The organism is Geomonas diazotrophica, from assembly GCF_018919385.1.
GTDB classification, from domain to species: Bacteria; Desulfobacterota; Desulfuromonadia; order Geobacterales; family Geobacteraceae; genus Geomonas; species Geomonas diazotrophica.
Genome location: NZ_JAHLMF010000009.1, coordinates 46,110 through 65,469, shown reverse-complemented (window position 1 = coordinate 65,469; position 19,360 = coordinate 46,110). Strand labels below are relative to the sequence as shown.

At 64.7% G+C, this 19,360-nt stretch carries 19 protein-coding genes; 17 read left to right on the top strand and 2 right to left on the bottom strand.

What is annotated here, in order from left to right; genetic code table 11:
* Nucleotides 1-18 precede the first annotated feature (18 nt).
* The 10 genes from KOM00_RS11920 to KOM00_RS11875 all read left to right on the top strand — a co-directional run bounded on the left by KOM00_RS11920 (nucleotide 19) and on the right by KOM00_RS11875 (nucleotide 7,581).
* The gene (locus KOM00_RS11920; protein WP_216499144.1) at nucleotides 19-528 is read left to right on the top strand and encodes an SH3 domain-containing protein; all 510 of its coding nucleotides are present in this window, start codon (nucleotides 19-21) and stop codon (nucleotides 526-528) included.
* A gap of 10 nt (nucleotides 529-538) precedes the next feature.
* Nucleotides 539-1,429, top strand: coding sequence for a M48 family metalloprotease (locus KOM00_RS11915; RefSeq protein WP_216499143.1), 891 nt, complete (start codon nucleotides 539-541; stop codon nucleotides 1,427-1,429).
* 289 nt (nucleotides 1,430-1,718) lie between these two features.
* Complete coding sequence (locus tag KOM00_RS11910; RefSeq protein ID WP_216499142.1) at nucleotides 1,719-2,726, top strand: ABC transporter substrate-binding protein; 1,008 nt, start codon at nucleotides 1,719-1,721, stop codon at nucleotides 2,724-2,726.
* On the top strand, nucleotides 2,710-4,647 hold the full coding sequence (locus KOM00_RS11905) for a sensor histidine kinase (protein WP_216499141.1): 1,938 nt from the start codon (nucleotides 2,710-2,712) through the stop codon (nucleotides 4,645-4,647). Before KOM00_RS11910 ends, KOM00_RS11905 begins: the two co-directional genes overlap by 17 nt.
* Before the next feature lie 20 nt (nucleotides 4,648-4,667).
* Nucleotides 4,668-5,318: a response regulator transcription factor gene (locus KOM00_RS11900; RefSeq protein WP_216499140.1), complete on the top strand. Its 651-nt coding sequence runs from the start codon at nucleotides 4,668-4,670 to the stop codon at nucleotides 5,316-5,318.
* Nucleotides 5,319-5,446: 128 nt separating this feature from the next.
* Nucleotides 5,447-5,737, top strand: a complete 291-nt coding sequence (locus KOM00_RS11895; protein ID WP_216499139.1) for a hypothetical protein — start codon at nucleotides 5,447-5,449, stop codon at nucleotides 5,735-5,737.
* Nucleotides 5,738-5,937: 200 nt separating this feature from the next.
* Complete coding sequence (locus KOM00_RS11890) at nucleotides 5,938-6,117, top strand: CsbD family protein (RefSeq protein ID WP_216499138.1); 180 nt, start codon at nucleotides 5,938-5,940, stop codon at nucleotides 6,115-6,117.
* A gap of 158 nt (nucleotides 6,118-6,275) precedes the next feature.
* Complete coding sequence (locus KOM00_RS11885) at nucleotides 6,276-6,467, top strand: Thivi_2564 family membrane protein (RefSeq protein ID WP_216499137.1); 192 nt, start codon at nucleotides 6,276-6,278, stop codon at nucleotides 6,465-6,467.
* Nucleotides 6,468-6,523: 56 nt separating this feature from the next.
* Entirely contained in the window at nucleotides 6,524-6,673 is a 150-nt protein-coding gene (locus tag KOM00_RS11880; RefSeq protein WP_199396604.1) for a lmo0937 family membrane protein, read from the top strand.
* A gap of 155 nt (nucleotides 6,674-6,828) precedes the next feature.
* Nucleotides 6,829-7,581 carry a hypothetical protein gene (locus tag KOM00_RS11875; protein ID WP_236026913.1) on the top strand — a complete coding sequence of 251 codons (753 nt, stop codon included), beginning with the start codon at nucleotides 6,829-6,831 and terminating at the stop codon, nucleotides 7,579-7,581.
* Nucleotides 7,582-7,689: 108 nt separating this feature from the next.
* On the opposite strand, the gene KOM00_RS11870 is transcribed toward KOM00_RS11875, so the two are convergent.
* Nucleotides 7,690-10,263, bottom strand: coding sequence for a sensor domain-containing protein (locus tag KOM00_RS11870; protein WP_216499135.1), 2,574 nt, complete (start codon nucleotides 10,261-10,263; stop codon nucleotides 7,690-7,692).
* 249 nt (nucleotides 10,264-10,512) lie between these two features.
* Here KOM00_RS11870 and KOM00_RS11865 point away from each other — a divergent pair, with 249 nt between their 5' ends.
* The 5 genes from KOM00_RS11865 (at nucleotide 10,513) to KOM00_RS11845 (ending at nucleotide 16,228) form a co-directional block, all read left to right on the top strand.
* A complete protein-coding gene (locus KOM00_RS11865) occupies nucleotides 10,513-12,042 on the top strand; it encodes a mercuric reductase (protein WP_456264251.1) in 1,530 nt (509 codons plus the stop codon).
* Between the two features lie 61 nt (nucleotides 12,043-12,103).
* The gene (locus tag KOM00_RS11860) at nucleotides 12,104-12,787 is read left to right on the top strand and encodes a TVP38/TMEM64 family protein (RefSeq protein ID WP_216499134.1); all 684 of its coding nucleotides are present in this window, start codon (nucleotides 12,104-12,106) and stop codon (nucleotides 12,785-12,787) included.
* A gap of 66 nt (nucleotides 12,788-12,853) precedes the next feature.
* Nucleotides 12,854-13,909: a pyruvate dehydrogenase (acetyl-transferring) E1 component subunit alpha gene (gene pdhA, locus KOM00_RS11855; protein ID WP_216499133.1), complete on the top strand. Its 1,056-nt coding sequence runs from the start codon at nucleotides 12,854-12,856 to the stop codon at nucleotides 13,907-13,909.
* 1 nt (nucleotide 13,910) lies between these two features.
* Nucleotides 13,911-14,873 (top strand): alpha-ketoacid dehydrogenase subunit beta, encoded by a 963-nt coding sequence (locus KOM00_RS11850; RefSeq protein WP_216499132.1) that lies wholly within the window; start codon nucleotides 13,911-13,913, stop codon nucleotides 14,871-14,873.
* Nucleotides 14,874-15,013: 140 nt separating this feature from the next.
* Nucleotides 15,014-16,228: a dihydrolipoamide acetyltransferase family protein gene (locus KOM00_RS11845; protein ID WP_216499131.1), complete on the top strand. Its 1,215-nt coding sequence runs from the start codon at nucleotides 15,014-15,016 to the stop codon at nucleotides 16,226-16,228.
* Nucleotides 16,229-16,338: 110 nt separating this feature from the next.
* On the opposite strand, the gene KOM00_RS11840 is transcribed toward KOM00_RS11845, so the two are convergent.
* Nucleotides 16,339-17,430: a Glu/Leu/Phe/Val family dehydrogenase gene (locus tag KOM00_RS11840; RefSeq protein WP_216499130.1), complete on the bottom strand. Its 1,092-nt coding sequence runs from the start codon at nucleotides 17,428-17,430 to the stop codon at nucleotides 16,339-16,341.
* Nucleotides 17,431-17,642: 212 nt separating this feature from the next.
* Between KOM00_RS11840 and KOM00_RS11835 the strand changes: the two genes are divergently transcribed.
* Nucleotides 17,643-18,479 (top strand): rhomboid family intramembrane serine protease, encoded by an 837-nt coding sequence (locus KOM00_RS11835; RefSeq protein ID WP_216499129.1) that lies wholly within the window; start codon nucleotides 17,643-17,645, stop codon nucleotides 18,477-18,479.
* Between the two features lie 230 nt (nucleotides 18,480-18,709).
* Nucleotides 18,710-19,339 carry a uracil phosphoribosyltransferase gene (gene upp, locus KOM00_RS11830; protein ID WP_216499128.1) on the top strand — a complete coding sequence of 210 codons (630 nt, stop codon included), beginning with the start codon at nucleotides 18,710-18,712 and terminating at the stop codon, nucleotides 19,337-19,339.
* Nucleotides 19,340-19,360: the final 21 nt, after the last annotated feature.

The following is a 19,360-nucleotide window of genomic DNA, read 5'->3' as shown; positions in this document are numbered from 1 at the left end:
ATTCACGGAGGTGAAACCATGAAGAAGCGAGTTTTAGGCGGCGCGCTGCTGCTGCTGACCCTGTGCGCGGGTCAGGCGCTTGGCGCCGAGAAACGCTGGGTGGTGAGCGAAGGGACCACCCTCAAGAAGGAACAGTCGGTGAGCGCGGCGAACTTGGCCGACCTCCCCGTGGGCGCGGAGCTGACCCTCGTGGAGGGTGAGGGGCGCTGGCTCAAGGTGCAGACGGCCGACGGCAAGGAGGGGTGGGTCTACGCGGGGCGGGTCTCCGACACCCAGCCGGTCGCCGAGGTGGCAGGCGGGGACGGCCTTCTGGGCGACAGCATGCAGAAGAGCCAGATCAACACCGCCAAGGCCGACAGCGCCCGCAGCGTGCGCGGCCTCTCCCCGGAGACCGCCGCCTACGCGAAGCAGCACGGCACCCCGGAGGCCCTGAAGAAGGAGCTGGACAAGATCCTGGCGCGCAAGGTCTCCAACAACGAGGTCAAGGCCTTCCTCAAGGAAGGTAAAATCGGCGAGTACGCCCAGTAAGGAGGGAGCCATGAACAAACTACGTCTTTTACCGCTGGTGGCGCTCTCCTGCCTGATCGCGGCACAGGCCCACGCCGGATGGCAGGACACCATCAACAACCTGATGAAGCCGGATTCCAAGGAAGGGAAGATCCTCTCCGGGGCCACCCAGGTACTCTCCTCGTCGCAGGAGATGACCTACCAGACCGAGTGCACCGTGGGGGAAAGCCTCGCGCTCGACAGCATGCAGCGTTTCGGCAAGCCGGTGCAGAACGAGGCACTGCAGAAGTACGTCAACCTGGTGGGGAACGCGGTGGCCAGAAACAGCCGGCGCTCCACCATCCCGTACCGTTTCGTGGTGCTGGACAGCCCGGTGCAGAACGCCTTTGCCGCCCCCGGCGGCATCGTCTTCATCAGCCGGGGGCTCCTCGATGTGCTGGACAACGAGGCCGAGCTTGCCGGGGTCCTGGCCCACGAGGTGGGGCACGTGGCCGAGAAGCACGCGCTGAAGAGCATCCGGCGCGCCCAGTTCCTGCAGGGGGCCAGCGCCATCACCGCCGCCACCATGAAGGGGAGCAAGGGGCAGCAGTTCGAATCGATGGTCGGCGACATGCAGTCGACCCTCTTCGACAAGGGACTGGACCAGGGGATGGAGTACGAGGCGGACCAGGCCGCCCTGGAGACGACCTTCCGCACCGGCTACGACCCCGCTGCCTTCGTGAGCGTGCTGCAAAAGCTCAAGAAACAGGAGGCGACCGCGGCCAAGAGCGGCTCCTGGTTCTCGACCCACCCCCCGCTGGACGAGCGGATCGCCAGGCTTTCGGCGCGGCTGGACAAGTATCCCTCCGCCGGATCGGCTAAGCTGCCGGCCCGTTTCGCCAAGTACGTGAAGCCGGCGAGGAGCGGGAAATCGGTCAAGTGATGTAACGACAGTCATAGTCTCCGAGAATCGTGGACGATTTCTGTTTTAGGGTGGGGAGGGGCAGGCTGAATGGGCTTGACCCTCCCTTTTTTTATGTTCTTCTTCACTGGGCAGATGGAACTATGTCATTTAGATGATAAAATTAATTGTACTTTGTTAGGCAATTGTCATATATTTGTCGACAATTTAGTGAGGCAATGACCTGAAACGACCGCCCGACAAGAACATTTAACCGGGCCCGGCCGTCGCCGACAGACCCGCAGAAGCCGCCCCGTACTTGAAGGAGTGGATGCTGAGAGCCGCGCTCATATCGATACTGTGCCTGCTCATCGCCGGCTGCCAAAGCCCCGTACAGCACCAGACGGGGCCTCCCCTCCCTCTGCGCCTGGCCTACGTCACCCGGCACGACTGCGCACTGGTACAGATAGCCGTCGCCCAGGGGTTTCTCCGGGACGAGGGGGTGAAGGTAGAGGCGCAGCGCTACGACTACGGCAAAACGGCCCTTCAGGCTGTCCTGGAAGGAAAGGCGGACGTCGCCACCGTCGCCGAGACCCCGGTCATGTTCGCGGCCTTGAAGGGACAGAGGCTCTCCATCTTGGGGAGCATCTTCACCTCCAACAGGAACCATGCCATCCTCGCCGACCGTAACAGCGGCATCGCCCTCCCCGGAGATCTCAAGGGGCGCCGCGTCGCGTTCACCTCCGGAACCACCACCCACATGTTCCTTTCGTCCTTTCTTTCGGCCAACGGTCTGAGCAGCGAGGACGTCACCCCGGTCCCCTTGGCGCCGGAACGGATACAGGACGCGCTTCTCTCCGGCCGGGTCGACGCGGTCTCGGCCTGGGGCGCCGACATAAAGATAATCGCCAGGAAGCTGGCACAGCGCAGCATCATCTTCGAGGAACCCCACATCTACACCGAGACCTTCGTCATAGCCGGGTTGACCTCGTATGTGGAAGGCAACCAGGAGGCGATGAGGCGGCTGCTGCGTGCCCTGGTCCGGGCCGAAGAGTTCGCCGCGCGCAACCCCAAGGAGGCCCAGTCGATCGTGGCCACGGCCTCCGGCGTCCCCGTGTGGGCGCTTTCTGAGTGTTGGAGCGAGAGCACCCGTACCGTGGGGCTCGACCACGCGTTGTTGATTACCTTGGAAGAAGAGAGTCGCTGGGCCGTGAAATACCACCTTACCCGTGAAGCCCACATGCCGAATTATCTGGAATACATCGATCCGCGCCCGCTCTTGTCGGTAAAGCCGCAGGCGGTGGACCAGCAGGTGCTGCAAGGTGACCTTCGCCCTTAGACTGAAGATAATCTCGCTCCTCTCCTTCACCCTGCTGGTGATCGTGACGGCGCTGCTTGCCTGGTCATCCAGGGAACTGACCCTGGCGGAGCGCAACCACCTCGTGGCGGACAAGATCCAGTCCACCGTGTTTAACCGCGCCACCATGCGCGACGAGTATTTCCTGTTCGGGATCGAGCGGGCCAGGCAGCAGTGGTTCTCCATGAACGACGCCGCGATCCATCTGCTGGCACAAGGGGCGCAGCAGTTCGATGGAACCGAAGAGCAGGGGCTGGTTAGGGCCCGGCTGGCCTTGGCCGAGTCGGTGCAGATATCAAAGCGGCTGGTCGAACAGATGCGGCGGGTGCCCGTTGCCGACCCTGCCGCGGCGCATCACGACGAGTTCGCCAGCCGGCTCTACAGCCAGATCATGCTCAGTGATTCGGCGCTGCAAAGGGAGGCGGTGAGCCTGCAGCAGTACGCCCGGGACCGTTTCCAAAGTGCCAGCAACCGGATGATCTATCTCACTTTGCTGCTTGTCATCCTGATGGCGCTGGTGACCATCCTCAACTCCGCGTTCCTGAACGGGGTGCTGCACAGGCGCATGGCCGCGATCAAACGTGGCGCCGAGGTCATCGCTTCCGGGGACTTGAACAGCGGCATAGAGGTCGAGGGCAACGACGAGCTGTCGGAACTGGCCAGGCTCTTCAATAGCGTGACCTGCCAGATACGGGACTACACCCAGGCGCTGCACGACAGCGAGAAGCGCTACCGCATGCAGCTGCAGGAGTTGGCCAACATCTACACCCACACCCCGGTGGGGCTTTTCGCGGTGGACCGCGACCTGCGTTTCCTGCGCCTCAACGAGCACTTGGCGAGGCTCAACGGCAAGAGCATCTGCGAGCACGTAGGGCGCACCGTCGACGAGGTCCTGGCGCCGGAGCTTGTCGTGCACCTGAAGGAACTCTGGCGCCCCATCCTGGAGCGGGGCGAGTGCGTCCGGGACGTCGAACTGCAGGGAAGGGTGGGTCCCGCCGAAAAGGATCAGCGCTACTGGCTCGCAAGCTACCAGCCGCTCCTCTCCGAGGCGGGCGAGGTGAGCGGGCTCATGGGAGTGGTGCTGGACATCACTGAGCGCAAGGTGGCGGAGGAGATGCTGGCCGGGGCCCGTCAACACCTGGAGGAGGAAGTGCAGCAGAGGACCGCGAAGCTGCAGCTCACCAACGAGCACCTGATCCAGGAGATCGAGATCCGCAAGAAGGTGGAGGTCGAGCTTTTGGCCCAGCAGCAGAAGCTGCAGGACATGTCCCTCGACCTCGCCATGGCCGAGGAGCGGGAGCGCGACCGCATCGCCAGCGAGCTGCACGACCAGGTCGGTCAGCGGCTCATCCTGGCCAAGATCAAGCTGGATGCCCTGGCCAGCGGCATCCCCGCCGGCGAATGCGAGTGCGAGGCCGCGGCGGTAGGGACGCTGGTCCAGCAGACCATACAGGACATCAGGTCGCTTACCTTCCAGATCCGCCCCCCGCTCCTGGCCAGCGCCGGCCTGGAGGCGGCGCTGCGCTGGCTCGGCGAGGAACTGCACGCGGACTTCGGGCTGGAAGCGGAGTTTTGCGACGACGGCAAGGACAAGACCCTCCCCTACGAGATCCGCTCCACCGTGTTCCAGGCGGTCCGCGAGCTGATGCTGAACGTGATCAAACATGCCGGGACGCTGCGTTGCCGGGTCGTGTTGTCCCGGAGCGACGGGGGGCTGGTGATTGCGGTCGATGACGACGGCGTCGGCTACCGGAACGAGCAGGATGCGGCGGAGACTCGCAGCGGCGGCTTCGGGCTCGCCAACGTGAGGCAGAAGATACAGCATCTGGGCGGGAGTTTTTCCGTCACCAGCAAGGAAACCGGCGGGACCGTGGCCACCATCAAGGTGCCGCTGGGGTCTTAGGCTTATAAAAGGGGGCAAAGATGAAGATGAAGATTTTGATTGCCGACGATCACGCCATCGTGCGCCAGGGGCTGCGGGCTTTGATCGACAAGGAAGACGACATGATGGTGAGTGCCGAGGCCGGCACCGGCGCCGAGGCGATTCGCCTGACCCGGGAGGAGTGCCCCGACATCATCGTGATGGACATCTCCATGCCCGACACCAACGGGATCGATGCCACCCGCAGCATCACCTCCGCGTTCCCCGAGGTGAAGGTGCTGGCCCTTTCCATGGAATCCGACCGCCGCTTCGTGGTCGAAGTGCTGAAGGCGGGGGCCAACGGCTACGTGCTGAAGGACGCCGCCTTCTCCGAGCTCGCCACGGCCATCCGCGCCGTCGCCGCAGGCGAAACCTACCTTCCCGCGCGGGTGACCACCCTCTTGATCAAGGAATACCTGCAGCGCATTCCCGAGGACGTTCCGGCGACCTACGAGAACCTTTCCACGCGGGAAAGAGAGATCCTGCAGCTCATCGCCAACGGCTCCAACGCCAAGGAGATCGCCTTCGCCTTCGGCGTCAGCGTCAAAACCGTCGAGAACCAGCGCCACAGCATCATGAAGAAGCTGGATCTCTTCAGCATCGCGGAGCTGACCAAGTACGCGGTGCGCCAGGGGTTGACCTCGTTGAAGTGATGCCGCCCCGTCCCGGGGCGGCGTGTGATTTGCCGTAGTACTGTTTGCCGATTTACCTATTTATTTGGAGGGCGCTTCACCGCATACTGGCCATGGTCCGAGTAAATCACACCCGCCAGGAGTAGGAAATGCCCACGAAAACCGAACCGGAAGAGGTCCGGGACTCCACCAAGGCTCAACCCGAAAATCTCCGCGATTTCACCGAGGCTCAAGCGGAGGAGGCCCGTGACTCCTTCGACACCGTGGCAGGGGAGTCCGCCGACGCTTGCTGCCGCACCCATCCGCTGGTCCCGGCTTTTTCCATCTGCCTGCTGAAGAAGCGCTCCTGCCCTCACGTGATGTCCTTCGGCCACCAGTACCTCTGCCGCCATCCCGACCACGCCGCGTTCCTGGTCTCCTCCTCGAAGCCTAAAAAGTAAATTCCCCGCTCCGTCATCCGGTTCCACGCCATCTGTCGCTTGACACAAAAGCGACGCACTATAAACTTGTCCAGTTGCAAATTAACAAAATTTAATAATATGGTGTTTTCCTGTCAGCCGCCGATCGCCAGCAGAGCGACCGCAGTCACCATGCAACCTGCACCCTCCCGCACAGAAAGCATCGCTTTAGGAGGTACATCATGAAACCGAGCACGAAAGACCAAGCCAAAGGGAAAATGCATGAGTTGAAAGGACAGGTCAAAGAATCGGCTGGAAAGGCCACCCGCAATGTTTCCATGGAGCAACAAGGCAGGGGGGAGAAGATTACCGGCAAGGTTGAGAAAAACGTCGGTAAGGCGGAGAAAAAACTGGAGAAATAGCGCCGCACCTAGCCTGCCACCGGGTGGAAACAACGCTGCGGAGGGTGTCATCGCGGGAGTTTCCCGGATGCCCCGGTGGTGGCTGCGGTCGCTCTGCTGGTGATCGCGGCGCTGCTTTCAAGGAAACCGGACAGCCGGTCAAAGAGGAGGTGCCCTACATGCCCTTGGTACACGTCTTACTGGTGCTGATCGTGGTCGGGGTTCTGCTGTGGCTGGTGAACACGTACATCCCCATGGCCGGCTCGATCAAGTCGATACTGAACGCGGTAGTCGTCATCGTGGTAGTGCTCTGGCTTTTGAACGTCTTCGGGCTCCTGGAAAACCTGACGAGGCTCAGGGTGGGCAAATGACGGCAGGCAACGGGGAGCCCCGGCAGGTAATTGAAAGGCTCCCAAAGGAGGCAGAGATGCTCTGGACCATCGTAGTGATACTTCTGATACTGTGGCTGCTGGGTCTGGTGACCAGCTACACCTTGGGCGGATTCATCCACCTGTTGCTGGTCATCGCCATCATCATCGTTATACTGAACCTGATACAGGGACGCAGGCCTCTATAGTCAGTGGCGCTGCAAAAAGAGAGCGTGGAGATGGCCGCTCGAACCGGTGCAAAGGGGGATTGCCAGTGAAAACAGTGTTGACAGTGTTAGCAGTTCTTGCAGCCTTGCCTGCCTTCGCTGCCGGTCCGGCCGGTTCACCCGGCGGGATGCCCCAGATGGCGGACGCCGTGCCCGGTTCCCCGGGGTACGTAATGAAGAGGGCGATGGGGCGCCAGATGATGCGCTCCCACGAGCACCTGCTGATGATGGCCTACCACAGAAACGTCGCCAATTTCGGCCGCCTCCTCTACGGTGCCGCAGAGGAAGGTGCCACTGTCCCGCCGCAGTTGGCGCGGGTCGCGGTATCCGAGATGAGGCGCAGCGTCGAGGAGATGGAGAAATACCGCGCCTCCGTAGCGGGGGAGGTGCCCCCCGAGCTGCAGCGCATGATGGACGAGCACCTGGTGCAGGTGAAGAGCCATCTGAGGGCGTTGGAAGAGTTGGTGCGGCAGGACCGCATCGACTCGGACCAGGTGAAGCGGCATGTCGAGCCGATGCTGGCCGGCTGCGGTGCGCCGGGCTGCGCCCCAAGGATGGGAGCCGGGGGAGGGTGGCCCGGCGGGTTCCCCGGGCGCGGGATGATGATGGAAAGGATGCTGCAGAAAGTGAAGGGGCAGGACGCTGAACTCGCCGCGCTGGTGCGCGAGATGGAACAGGCCCCGCGCGAGAAAAAGCTGGACCTGCTGGCCGAAGCCGTGGCCAAAATGGTGCGGCAGCGGGCCGAGATGACGGAGGAGATGGAGCGCAGCCACCGGATGATGATGCGCCGCCTGGGGCCCATGGCGCCGGAACAGATGGACGATTCCGATGATGACGATGACAGCGGAGATCACGGCTGGAACGACGACGAGGATACGGACGAGGAGTGACGGGTAAGCGGCGCGGCGCAGTTGCCGCACCGGCCCGCACAGGAAAAGGCCGGCGCAGGGGAAACAAAATCCCTTGCGCCGGCCTTTTTTTAAAACCGTTCGGGTGGGTTAGAGCTGCTTGGCCTGCATCCGGCCGCGCGGGTTGTGCAGGAAGTTGGCCCTTTCCCTGAGTAGCGCCGTCATCTTCTGCACCGGCACCGGGCGGCTGAAGTAGTAACCCTGCGCCTCCTCGCTCCCCTCGGCCTGCAGCCAGGCGAGCTGTGAAGCGTTTTCCACCCCCTCGGCTATGACCTTGAGCTGCATGCTGCGCCCGATGCTGATTACGGCCCGGACCACCGCCGCGTTGTCGTTGTCGCGGGCGATGTTGCGGATGAAGGACTGGTCGATCTTTAGCTTGTCCACCGGGAGCTTTTTGAGGTAGCTGAGGCTGGAATAGCCGGTGCCGAAATCGTCGATGGAAAGCTGCAGCCCGAGCGCCTTCATCGCCGCCATGCTCCCCAGCACCCGTTGCGGGTCGCTCATGATGGTCGCCTCGGTCAATTCCAGTTCCAGGGACTCCGGGGGGATCCCGGTCTCCAGCAGCGAGGCCTCGATGGTTTCCTCGAAGTCGCGGTGCTGGAAGAAGCTGGCGGAGAGGTTGACCGCGGCGGAGACCTGCCCCAGGCCCTGCTGCTGCCACTGCCGGAGCTGCCGGCAGACGGTGGGGATGATCCACTTGCTGATCTGGTTCAAGAGGCCGCTTTCCTCGGCGATCCGGATGAAATGTTCCGGCATCACCAGGCCGCGTAACGGGTGCTGCCAGCGGATCAGGGCCTCCATGCTGCTGAAGTGGCCGGTGGCGAGATCCACCTTGGGCTGGTAGTGCAGCACGAACTCGTCGTGTTCCAGCGCGTGACGCAGTTCCGCCTCCAGGGCGAATCGCTCGTGCGCCATCTCGTTAAGCTTGTGGGTGAAGAACTGGAAGTTGTTGCCGCCGCATTTCTTGGCGTGGTACATGGCGATGTCGGCGTGCTTCAAAAGGGCGAGGTAGTCCTTGCCGTCCTCGGGGTAGATGCTGATGCCGATGCTGGGGGTTACGATGACGTTCGTTCCCTGCAGCGGGAAACCCGCGCTGATGATCTTCTCCGCTACCACGCTGGTTTCGCTCGCCCCGCAGTCCCAGAGCACCACCACGAACTCGTCCCCCCCAAGCCTGGCGACCACGTCGCAGGAGCGGGTGCAGTCCCCGAGCTTGCGCGCAACCGACTGCAGCAGCCGGTCCCCCACGTCGTGCCCCATCGAGTCGTTGATCTGCTTGAATCCGTCGATGTCGAGGAAAAGCAGCGCCACGCTGGTGTGCGTTTTCTGTGCCACCCTGAGGACGTCCTCGATCCTGGCGTAGAGGGTGCTGCGGTTGGGGAGCTTTGTAAGCGGGTCGTGGTGGGCGAGGAAGAAGATGTTCTCCTCGGCGCGCTTTATGTCGGTGATGTCGAGGATGAAGCCGTCCAGCCGCGAGATGGTGACCCGGTTCGCCTTGCGGATCCGTTGCACCGCGCAGTTGTTCAGGATCCAGCGTATCGAGCCGTCCTTGTGCACGATGCGGTGCCGGATCGGCTCCTGGTCTTCTCCGGAGAAGATGCTGTTCAGGAACTGGACCACCTGGTTGCGATCCTCCTCGTGGATCATGGTGAACCACAAAAGGGGATCGCGGTAGTACTCCTCCGGGCTGTACCCGGTGATGTCCAGGCACTTGGGGCTGTGGTAGATCGACTTTATGTCGCCCCCCTCGAAGCGCACGCTGTAGACGTACTCGTTTATGTTGCTGACGATGGTGCGGCACTGCTCCTCGCTTTTCAAAAGCGCTTCTTCTGCGTTCTTGCGGATCGTGATGTCCCGGATGTTGAACTGCAGCACCTTGCTCCGGTCGATGCGGTAGCCGGTCACCACCACCTCCACGATCACGCTGCGTCCGTCGCGGGTAAAAAGGCGCATATCGTCGTTGTGCAGGTAATCCCGGTGTTGCAGCACCGCGAATTCGGTGTCGCTCGCAGCCATGGCGGCAAGAGGGGGTACTTCCCAGAGCAACCGCCCCACCATCTCTTCCCGCTGGTATCCGAGCATCTCGATGAGGAAGGGGTTGACGTCGTTGATTTCGCCGGTGGCCGCATCGACGAGCATGATGCCGTCCTTGGCCGCCTCGAAAAGACCGCGGTAGCGCGCCTCGGAGATCTGAAGGGCCTTGGCCGCCTTTTCGCTTTCCGTGATTCCTATCAGGGCCAGCCGGACCTCGGAGCCGTCCCGGCAGGGAAGCGCCTCGATCCTCAGCTGCTGCAGCGCGTTCCCGGCGTCGGAAAGGAGCGCGTTGCAGGAACTTCTCTGGTTGGAGGCGAGCAGGTGTTCGAAAAATTCGGCCAGGGGACGGCGGGAGCTCTCGCTGAACAGGTCGGCGAAGGGGCGCCTGAGCAAAGAGGAGCGTTCCACTCCGAGCATCTCCGCTCCGGTAAGGTTGACGGCGCGGATCACCCCGCAACGGTCCAGGGTGATGTGGGCGACCGGTGCGTGCTCGTAAAGGTCGGTGTACAACTTGAGTTCCGCGACGAGTTCGTTGCGGGAAAGGCGCGTGGCCTTGGTAGTCTTTTTCGAGCTGCTCTTTTCGGGGCGAATGCCGCGACTGCTCCTCTTCGTCCCAACTGCTCCGCTCATGGGCTCCTCCGTGTTTTCGGCCAAATGAGTTGTGCGGCTACGGTCAGCGCTGTGATTTCGGGCGGTTGCCCGGAGGATGCCGGTGGCGCTCCTAATTGGACCACCCGGCCGGCCCTTATTATGATAAAAATGATAAGGGAAAAGGAGCAAAAGTGCACCGGGAATTATCGAAACGAAACTTCATTCATCCCACTCAATGGGCGGTATTTCAGCACGTTGCCTGGGCGGCGGCTGGGACGGGACAGACTCATGATGAGCGATGACCTGGAACTTTTACCGGATACCGAGGAAAACCGTCTCCTTGCCGCGAGCGTGCGCCCCGAGGGGTGGCGGAACCCGGAACCTGCCGGCCGCTACAACCTGGTGGTCGTCGGTGCCGGTACCGCGGGGCTCGTCTGCGCGGCGGGCGCTGCCGGGCTGGGGGGACGGGTGGCCCTCGTCGAACGCGGCTTTTTGGGGGGCGACTGCCTGAACGTCGGCTGCGTCCCCTCCAAGGGGCTCCTGCGGGCTGCCCGCGCCGTCTTCGATGCCCGCTCCGGCGCCCCCTTCGGAGTTGGGGGGGGCGAGGGAGTGCGCCCCGATTTCGGCGCCGCCATGGAGCGGATGCGGCGCCTGAGGGCGGATATCGGCCGCCACGATGCGGCGCTGCGCTTCCGGGACGAGTTGGGGGTCGATGTCTTCTTCGGCACGGCACGCTTCACCGCGGCGGACCGCATGGAGGTGGCCGGCGCGGAGCTGGAATTCGCCCGTGCCGCCATCTGCACCGGCGCCCGCGCTGCCGTCCCCCCCATCCCCGGCTTGGCCGAGGCGGGCTATCTCACCAACGAAACCGTCTTCTCGCTCACCGTTCTCCCGGCGACCTTGGCCGTCATCGGGGGCGGCCCCATCGGCTGCGAGCTGGCTCAAGCCTTCGGCCGCTTCGGCTCCAAGGTGACCATCGTCGAGCCGGGGGCGCAGCTCCTCGGCCGCGACGACCCCGATGCCGCCGCCATACTGCAGGATGCCTTCGGCCGCGAGGGGATGGCGCTGCACCTTCGCACCGAGGTGGTCGCCGTGGAGAGGCGCGGCGGCGTCAAGGTTTTGCAGCTGCAGCGGGAAGGGGTGCAGTTCGAGGTCCCGGTAGAGAGCATACTGGTCGGCACCGGCCGCGCCCCCAACGTCGAGGGGCTGGGGCTCGAGGCGGCGGGGATAGCCTGCGACCGGGACGGCGTCACGGTGAGTGAGACCCTGCAGACCTCCAACCCGCGGGTCTACGCGGCGGGGGACGTCTGCTCGCGCTTTCGCTTCACCCATACGGCCGACGCCCAGGCGCGCATCCTGATCGCAAATGCGCTCTTCAAGGGGAGACGCAAGAACTCCTCGCTCACCATCCCCTGGTGCACCTATACCGACCCGGAGGTCGCCCACGTGGGCATGTACCCGGCGGATGCCGCGGCACGGGGCATCGAGGTGGACACACTCACCGTCCCCTTCTCGGAGGTGGACCGCGCCGTCCTGGACGGCGAGGAACAGGGCTTCGCCCGGGTGCACCTGAAGAAGGGGGGCGACACCATCCTGGGTGCCACCATCGTGGCGCGGCACGCGGGGGAGATGATCAGCGAGATGACCCTCGCCATCGGATCGGGGCTCGGTCTTGCCGCCATCGGCAACACCATCCACCCCTATCCCACCCAGGCGGAATCCTGGCGCAAGCTTGCCGACGCCTACCAGCGCCGCCGCCTCACCCCCCTGGTGCAGCGACTCCTGCGGGCCTGGCTTGCCTGGCAAAGAAAATGGTAACGCCCGGGCTGCCGATATGTTAAAACCTGCATACTCTACAGCTGCAGGAGATACCACCTTCATGAACCTGAAAAAGACCCTGATTCTCCTGGCCGCCGCCGGAGCCGTAGCGCTCTTCTTCTACCTCGACCTTGAGCGCTTCCTCACCCTGGAGGCGCTCAAGGCGAACCGGCAGTTCCTCGCCGGCTACTGCGCGGCCCACAAGGGGGCGAGCGTCGCCCTCTTCATGGGAATCTACATCCTCCAGACCGCCCTGTCGCTTCCCGGCGCCGCCGTCCTGTCGCTTGCCGCGGGCGCGCTCTTCGGGGTGCTGGCCGGGACCGTCTATGCCGTCTGCGCCGCCACCATCGGGGCGACGCTCGCCTTCCTGGTCACCCGGTACCTGCTCAGGGACGCGGTGGCCGGCCGCTTCGGCGCGCGGCTGGAGGGGCTCAACCGCGAGCTGGAACAGCGGGGCTGGAACTACCTGCTGTTTTTGAGGCTCGTGCCGCTCTTTCCCTTCTTCCTGATCAACCTGGCCGCCGGGCTCACCCGCCTGCCGCTGCGCGTCTTCGTCCTGGGGACGCTGATCGGCATCATCCCCGGGGGCTTCGTCTTCGTCAACGCGGGGGCGAGCCTCGCCGCGATCGACTCCCTTGCCGATGTCGCCTCGCCCCGGGTCCTGGGCTCCTTCGCCCTGCTGGGGCTCTTCGCCCTGGTGCCGGTCCTCTACGGCAAGCTGAAACGGCGGCAGAATCGCTTTTGACATCGTGCAAGTGTCCGTTTACACTCTCCCAATCGCCGAGCCGAGATTTTAATAAGTGAGCGTGCCATGCCGGAACTGCTACTTGCCGATTTTCAAATCAAGCGCCTGGAAGTCCTGAACGAGAAGGGGGAGGCGGATCCGGAGCTTTTGCCGCCACTCTCCGACGCCGAGATCTGGCGCATCTACGAGCTGATGCTGCTTGCGCGCATCTTCGACGAGCGCGCGGTCGCCCTGCAGCGGGAGGGGCGCATCGGCACCTATCCCCCCATCCGGGGGCAAGAGGCGGCCCAGGTGGGGAGCGCCTTTGCCCTGACGGAAAAGGACTGGCTCTTCCCATCCTTCCGGGAGATGGGCGCGCACCTGACGCTGGGCTACCCGATCTCGCAGCTTTTGCAGTACTGGGGGGGGGACGAGCGGGCCCAAAAGGTGCCGCCGCATCTGAACATCTTCCCCTTCTGCGTGGCCGTCGGGAGCCAGATCCCGCAGGCGGCCGGGGCGGCGCTCGCTGCGCGCTACCGCCGCGACCCGGTGGCGGTGGTCACCTACTTCGGCGACGGGGCCACCTCCAAGGGGGACTTCCACGAGGGGATGAACCTGGCCGGCGTCTTCAACCTTCCCCTGGTGTTCATCTGCCAGAACAACCAGTGGGCTATCTCCATCCCCCTCAAGGGGCAGACCGCCTCCGCATCCCTGGCGCAGAAGGCGATCGCCTACGGTTTCGAGGGGGTGCAGGTGGACGGCAACGACGTCTTCGCCGTGTATCGCGCCACCCGCCAGGCGGTCGAGAAGGCCAGAAGCGGCGGCGGTCCCACCTTCATCGAATGTCTCACCTACCGCATGGCCGACCATACCACCGCCGACGACGCCGGGCGCTACCGCTCTGCCGAAGAGGTCGCATACTGGGGAGAGCGCGACCCCATCCTGCGCCTGGAGCGCTTTCTGGAGGGGCGCGGACTCTGGAGCCCGCAAAAGGGGGAGGAGGCCGCGGCAAAGGTCGCTACAATCGTCGACGACGGGGTGCGGGAGATGGAGTCGCAGCCCCCGCCGGCCGCGGCCGATCTCTTCGAAGGGGTCCTCGCCACGCTCACCCCGCGTCAGGCCGGGCAAAGGAAGGTGCGCTGACATGGCCCAGCTCAACATGGTACAGGCGATCAACCAGGCGCTCTCCCTGGAGATGGCGCGCGACGACCGGGTGCTCCTGCTGGGGGAGGACGTCGGGCGCGACGGCGGTGTGTTCCGGGTGACCGAGGGGCTTTGGGAGCGCTTCGGCAGCGAGCGGGTCATCGATACCCCCCTGTGCGAAGCGGGGATCATGGGGGCGGCCATAGGCATGGCGGCCTACGGCCTGCGCCCGGTGCCGGAAATCCAGTTCCTGGGCTTCACCTATTCCGCCTTCGAACAGCTCTTCGCCCATGCAGCCAGGCTCCGCTCCCGCTCCCGCGGCCGCTACAGCTGCCCGATGGTGGTGCGCACCCCCTACGGCGGCGGCATCAAGGCCCCCGAACTGCACGAGGAGAGCACCGAGGCGCTCTTTTGCCAGGTCCCAGGGCTGAAGGTGGTGGTGCCGTCGGGGCCCTACGTTGCCAAGGGGCTCTTGCTGGCGGCGCTGCGCGACCCCGACCCGGTGCTTTTCCTGGAGCCGACCCGGCTGTACCGCCTCCTGCGCGAGGAGGTGCCGGAAGGGGAGTACCTGGTGGAGCTCGGGCGGGCCCGGGTGGCGCGGGGGGGGAACTCGGTGACCGTGGTGGCGTGGGGGAGCATGCTGGAGCGGGTGCTGAAGTCGGTCGAGGGTTACGACGCGGAGGTGCTCGATCTCCTCACCCTGAACCCCTTCGACAGCGAGGCCATCGTCAAGTCGGTGCAGAAGACCGGACGCCTGGTGATCGTGCACGAGGCGGCCAAGACCTGCGGCTTCGGCGCCGAGATAGCGGCGACTGTCGCCGAGGAGGCGATCCTGCACCTGCGCGCCCCCATCTTACGCGTCACCGCGCCCGACGTCCCGGTCCCCCTGGCCAAGCTGATCGACCACTACCTCCCCGGCGCGGAACAGATCCGGAACGCCCTCGACGAGGTGCTGCAGTATTGATTCGCCCCCTCCCCCGGAGGGGAGAGTTTAGGGGAGGGATGCGCGGCGTCGCCCATTTCCTCCCTCCCTCCTCCCACCTCCGGGGGGAGGAGCCATGCAGGTGAACGTCGGACTGACAGGGATTTCAAGGAGAATCGCACATGGCCTTCGACTTCAAACTTCCGGATCTGGGTGAAGGGATCGCCGAGGTGGAACTGCGCCGCTGGCTGGTCGCCGAGGGGGACGCGGTCCGGGAGCACCAGCCGCTTCTGGAGGTGGAGACCGACAAGGCCGTGGTCGAGGTTCCCTCGCCCCGGTCGGGTGTCGTGTCGGGTCTGCGCCGCAAGGAAGGGGAGACGGTTCAGGTCGGCGAGGTCCTGTTGACCCTCGCGGACCGGGAGGCCGAACCCAAGCTGCAGGCAGCGGAACAGCGGCCGGCACCCCGGCCTGCGTCGGTCGGCATCGTGGGATCGCTCCCCGAGGCGGAGGAGGAACCGCTCCCGGCTGTGGCCGGCGCCTTCGAGGGGCTGGCGACGCCGATGGTGCGCAAGCTGGCGCGCGAGCGGGGCATCGATCTCAGGAGCATCAAGGGGAGCGGGCCGCGCGGCTGCATCAGGCCCGAGGACCTGGACCGGCAGCTTCCCCCCGCCGCAAGGGTGATGGGGGGCGCAGGGCCTGAAGAGCGGGTGCCGCTGCGGGGGCTGCGCCGCACCATCGCGCGCAACGTGACCGCCTCCCAGAGGATCACCGCCTTCGTGACCAGCATGGAAGAGGTCGATATCACCGATGTCTTCGAGATGCGCAGCCGGGAGCAGGGGGAGGTGGAGTCGCGCGGCACCCATCTCACCTTCCTACCCTTCTTCATGAAGGCCGTGCAGCACGCGCTGAAGGAGCACCCGCTCCTGAACGCCTCCATAGACGACGAGACCCAGGAGCTGGTGCTGAAGCGGCACTACCATTTCGGGATCGCCGTGGACACGCCGGAGGGGCTCATGGTCCCGGTGATCCGGGACGTGGACAAGAAGAGCATCATCGAGCTGGCGCAGGCGATCCAGGAGCTGGGGCGCAAGGCGCGCGAGCGGAGCATCGCCCTCGACGAGCTGAAGGGGAGCAGTTTCACCATAACCAATTACGGGCACTTCGGCGGCACCTTCGCCACCCCGATCATCAACTGGCCCGATGTCGCCATCATGGGGTTCGGGCGCATCGTGGAGCGACCCTGGGTGCACCGGGGGGAGATCGCCATCAGGAAGATCCTCCCCCTCTCCCTTACCTTCGACCACCGGGCCACCGACGGGGCCGACGCCGCGAGGTTCCTGGGGAAGGTGCTGCGCTACCTGGAAGACCCCGCCCTGCTGTTCCTGGACTGCGGCTAGGAGTGCGGCCGCTCAAGGAGTCCCGACCGGTGCTTCCGCGGGGTCCCTGCAGGCTCGGCTCTCGCCTCTGCCTCGAGCCTTGAACGTAGAACGTAGAACGTAGAACCTTTTCAATAGTCCCTGAAGCTCATAGCCTTTTCGACCCGTTCCCTGGCCAGCGCATCCGCCGCCTCCCGCGGCAGGATCCCGGCGCCCGCGGCCCGCTCCAGCACCACCCTCGTGTTTTTCCTTATTCTCTGTGCGATCGCCGCGAAAGCCTCCTGTTCGTTCCTCCCTGCGTACTCCATGGCCGCCATGATCACGCCCCCCGCGTTGGCGATGAAATCCGGCACCACCACGGTGCCGCGCGTCTGCAGCTCCTTTTCCGCCTCCGCGGTGCAGGGGATGTTGGCCCCTTGCAGGATCAGGCGGGCCTGGACCTGCCCGACGTTGCCACGGTGGATGACGTCGGGCGTGGCCGCCGGCACCAGGATGTCGCAGGAAACGGCGAAGATCTCGTCTCGGGAGAGCCGGTCTCCCTTGCCGTAGTCGGCGACGCTCCCCCCCCGGCGCTTCACCTCGACCAGTGCCGCGAGGTCGATGCCGGCAGGATCGTGGACGGCGCCGCGACTGTCGGAGGCTCCCACGAGCAGCGCACCCTTTTCCGAAAGAAAGCGCGCCGCAGCCTTGCCGACGCTGCCAAACCCCGCGATGGCGACCCGCGCCCCCTTCAGCTCGACCCGGGCGAATCCGGCCGCGACCTCGGCGCACTCGGCCACGCCGAACCCCGTCGCGCCCAGTCGGTCCAGCGGCAGTCCCCCGAGCTCGGCCGGCAGCCCCAGCGATCTCCCCGTTTCATTACGGATCCAGGCCATGGCCGTCTCGTCGCATCCCATGTCGGGGCCGGGTATGTAGTCGGTCAGATCCTTGATCATGCGTGCGAAGACCCGGAAGATCCTCTCCTTGCGCGGGTCCGACGGGTCGGCCACGATCCCCGCCTTGGCGCCGCCATGCTGCAGGCCGGCCGCGGCGTTCTTGAGAGTCATGGCCCGCGCCAGCCGCGCCACCTCCTCGACGCCAACCGTCGGCGACACGCGCACCCCTCCGACCGCAGGTCCGAGCGCGGTATTGTCGATGACCACGAAGGCCCGGAGCCGCTCCTTGGGGGAATAGAGGTGAATGACGCGTGAAGGGCCGAGTTCATCGCAGCAAATCTCTGTCATAGGACACCTCGCCGGGGTGCTGCACAGGATCTAGATGAAAGTGAACGACGATAAGAATCTATCATGCCGCGTTGATGTCGCAACGAATCGAAGGCGCTTCCTGGTAAAGTGACTGCCGGCGCGCTTTTTTAAGGGCGTCATGGCAGAGTCCATGTTGTTTTATTCGGCGAAAATGGTACAGTGGGGCGCAAACTCTCTCAGAGGTATCCCCCATGGCTCACCCTTCCATAACCTGTCCCGAATGCGGACGCGCCACCGACGCCCGATACTCCTCCTGCCTTTGGTGCGGCGCCGCGCTGTCGCGCCCCGGGGGGAGGGTGGTCGAGGTGCTGCGCGGCGACAGGGGGAGCGATCTCGTCATCAACGCCCTCATCGTCGCCAACGTCGCGTACTACCTCCTGTCGCTGCTGGTCTCGAGCAGAACCGCGCTGGGCGGGGGGCTGTTCGGCTTTCTGTCTCCGGACGACAACAGCCTGGCGCTGCTCGGGGCCACCGGGACCTATCCCCTGTTCCGGTACGGCCTCTGGACGCTCGTCTCCGCCAACTACCTGCACGGGGGGGCGCTGCACATCCTCTTCAACATGATGGCGCTGCGGCAAATCGGCCCCTGGGTCTGCGCCGAGTTCGGCGCGAGCCGCATGTTCGTCATCTACACGGTAAGTGGTCTGACCGGGTACCTCCTCTCCGTGCTGGCCGGCGTCCCCTTCACCATCGGGGCTTCCGCGGCGGTCTGCGGACTGATCGGCGCCCTGTTCTATTTCGGCAAGAGCCGCGGCGGCAACTACGGCCAGGCCGTCTCGCGCGAGGTGAGCGGCTGGCTGATCAGCCTCGTGGTCTTCGGCCTCATCATGCCCGGCATCAACAACTGGGGACATGGCGGGGGCATCGTCGGCGGCATCGTCACGGCGAAGCTGCTGGGCTACCGGGAGCGGAGCCGCGAGACGGCGCTGCACCGCGTGGCCGCGCTTTTCTGTCTTCTCCTCACCGTTGCCGTCCTCGCCTTCGGCGCCTGGAAGGGCGTCAGAGTCCTTTCCTACCGCTACTTCTGATCCCGTTTCCCCCCGCTTCACCGCAGCAATCGGGCCGCCGGTTCAACGGCGCGCCCGGGGCGATCCACCCCCGACGGCGGCCGTGACCCGGCCAGGAACAGCTCACCCTGCCGGCTGTCTGCCGTTATCAAACCTCCGCCGTCCCGATTGGCTCTGTCTAATGCGCAACTGCTTGTTTCCAGTCATAAAATCCGGTATGGTATGACCAAAATTTTCGACGGGAGAGCCAGATGAGCGTCCACGAAGTAAACCACCCCCTGGTGAAGCACAAAATTGGCCTGATGCGCGAGTCCGGCATCAGCACGAAGAAGTTCCGCGAGCTCACCGCCGAGATCGCCTGCCTGCTCGCCTACGAGGCCACCCGCGACTTCCCGCTGGAGTCCCGTGACATCACCGGCTGGGACGGCAGCACCATCGAGATCCAGCAGATCAAGGGGAAGAAGGTGACCGTGGTGCCCATCCTGCGCGCCGGGATCGGCATGCTGGAAGGCGTGCTGGACATGATCCCCAACGCGAAGGTGAGCGTGGTGGGGCTGGCCAGGAACGAGGAGACCCTCGAGGCGCACACCTACTTCGAGCGGTTCGTGGGCAAACTGGACGAGCGCCTCGCCCTGATCATCGATCCCATGCTGGCGACCGGCGGCTCGATGGCTGCGACCATCGAGATGCTCAGGAAGAACGGCTGCCGCCAGATCCGCGTGCTCTGCCTGGTCGCGGCACCCGAGGGGCTCGCGAAGATCAGCTCCGCCTATCCCGACATAGACATCTACGTGGCCGCCATCGACGAGCGGCTCAACGAGCACGGCTACATCCTCCCCGGGCTCGGCGACGCCGGCGACAAGATCTTCGGCACCAAGTAGCACCCCTGCCGTACCCTAGCG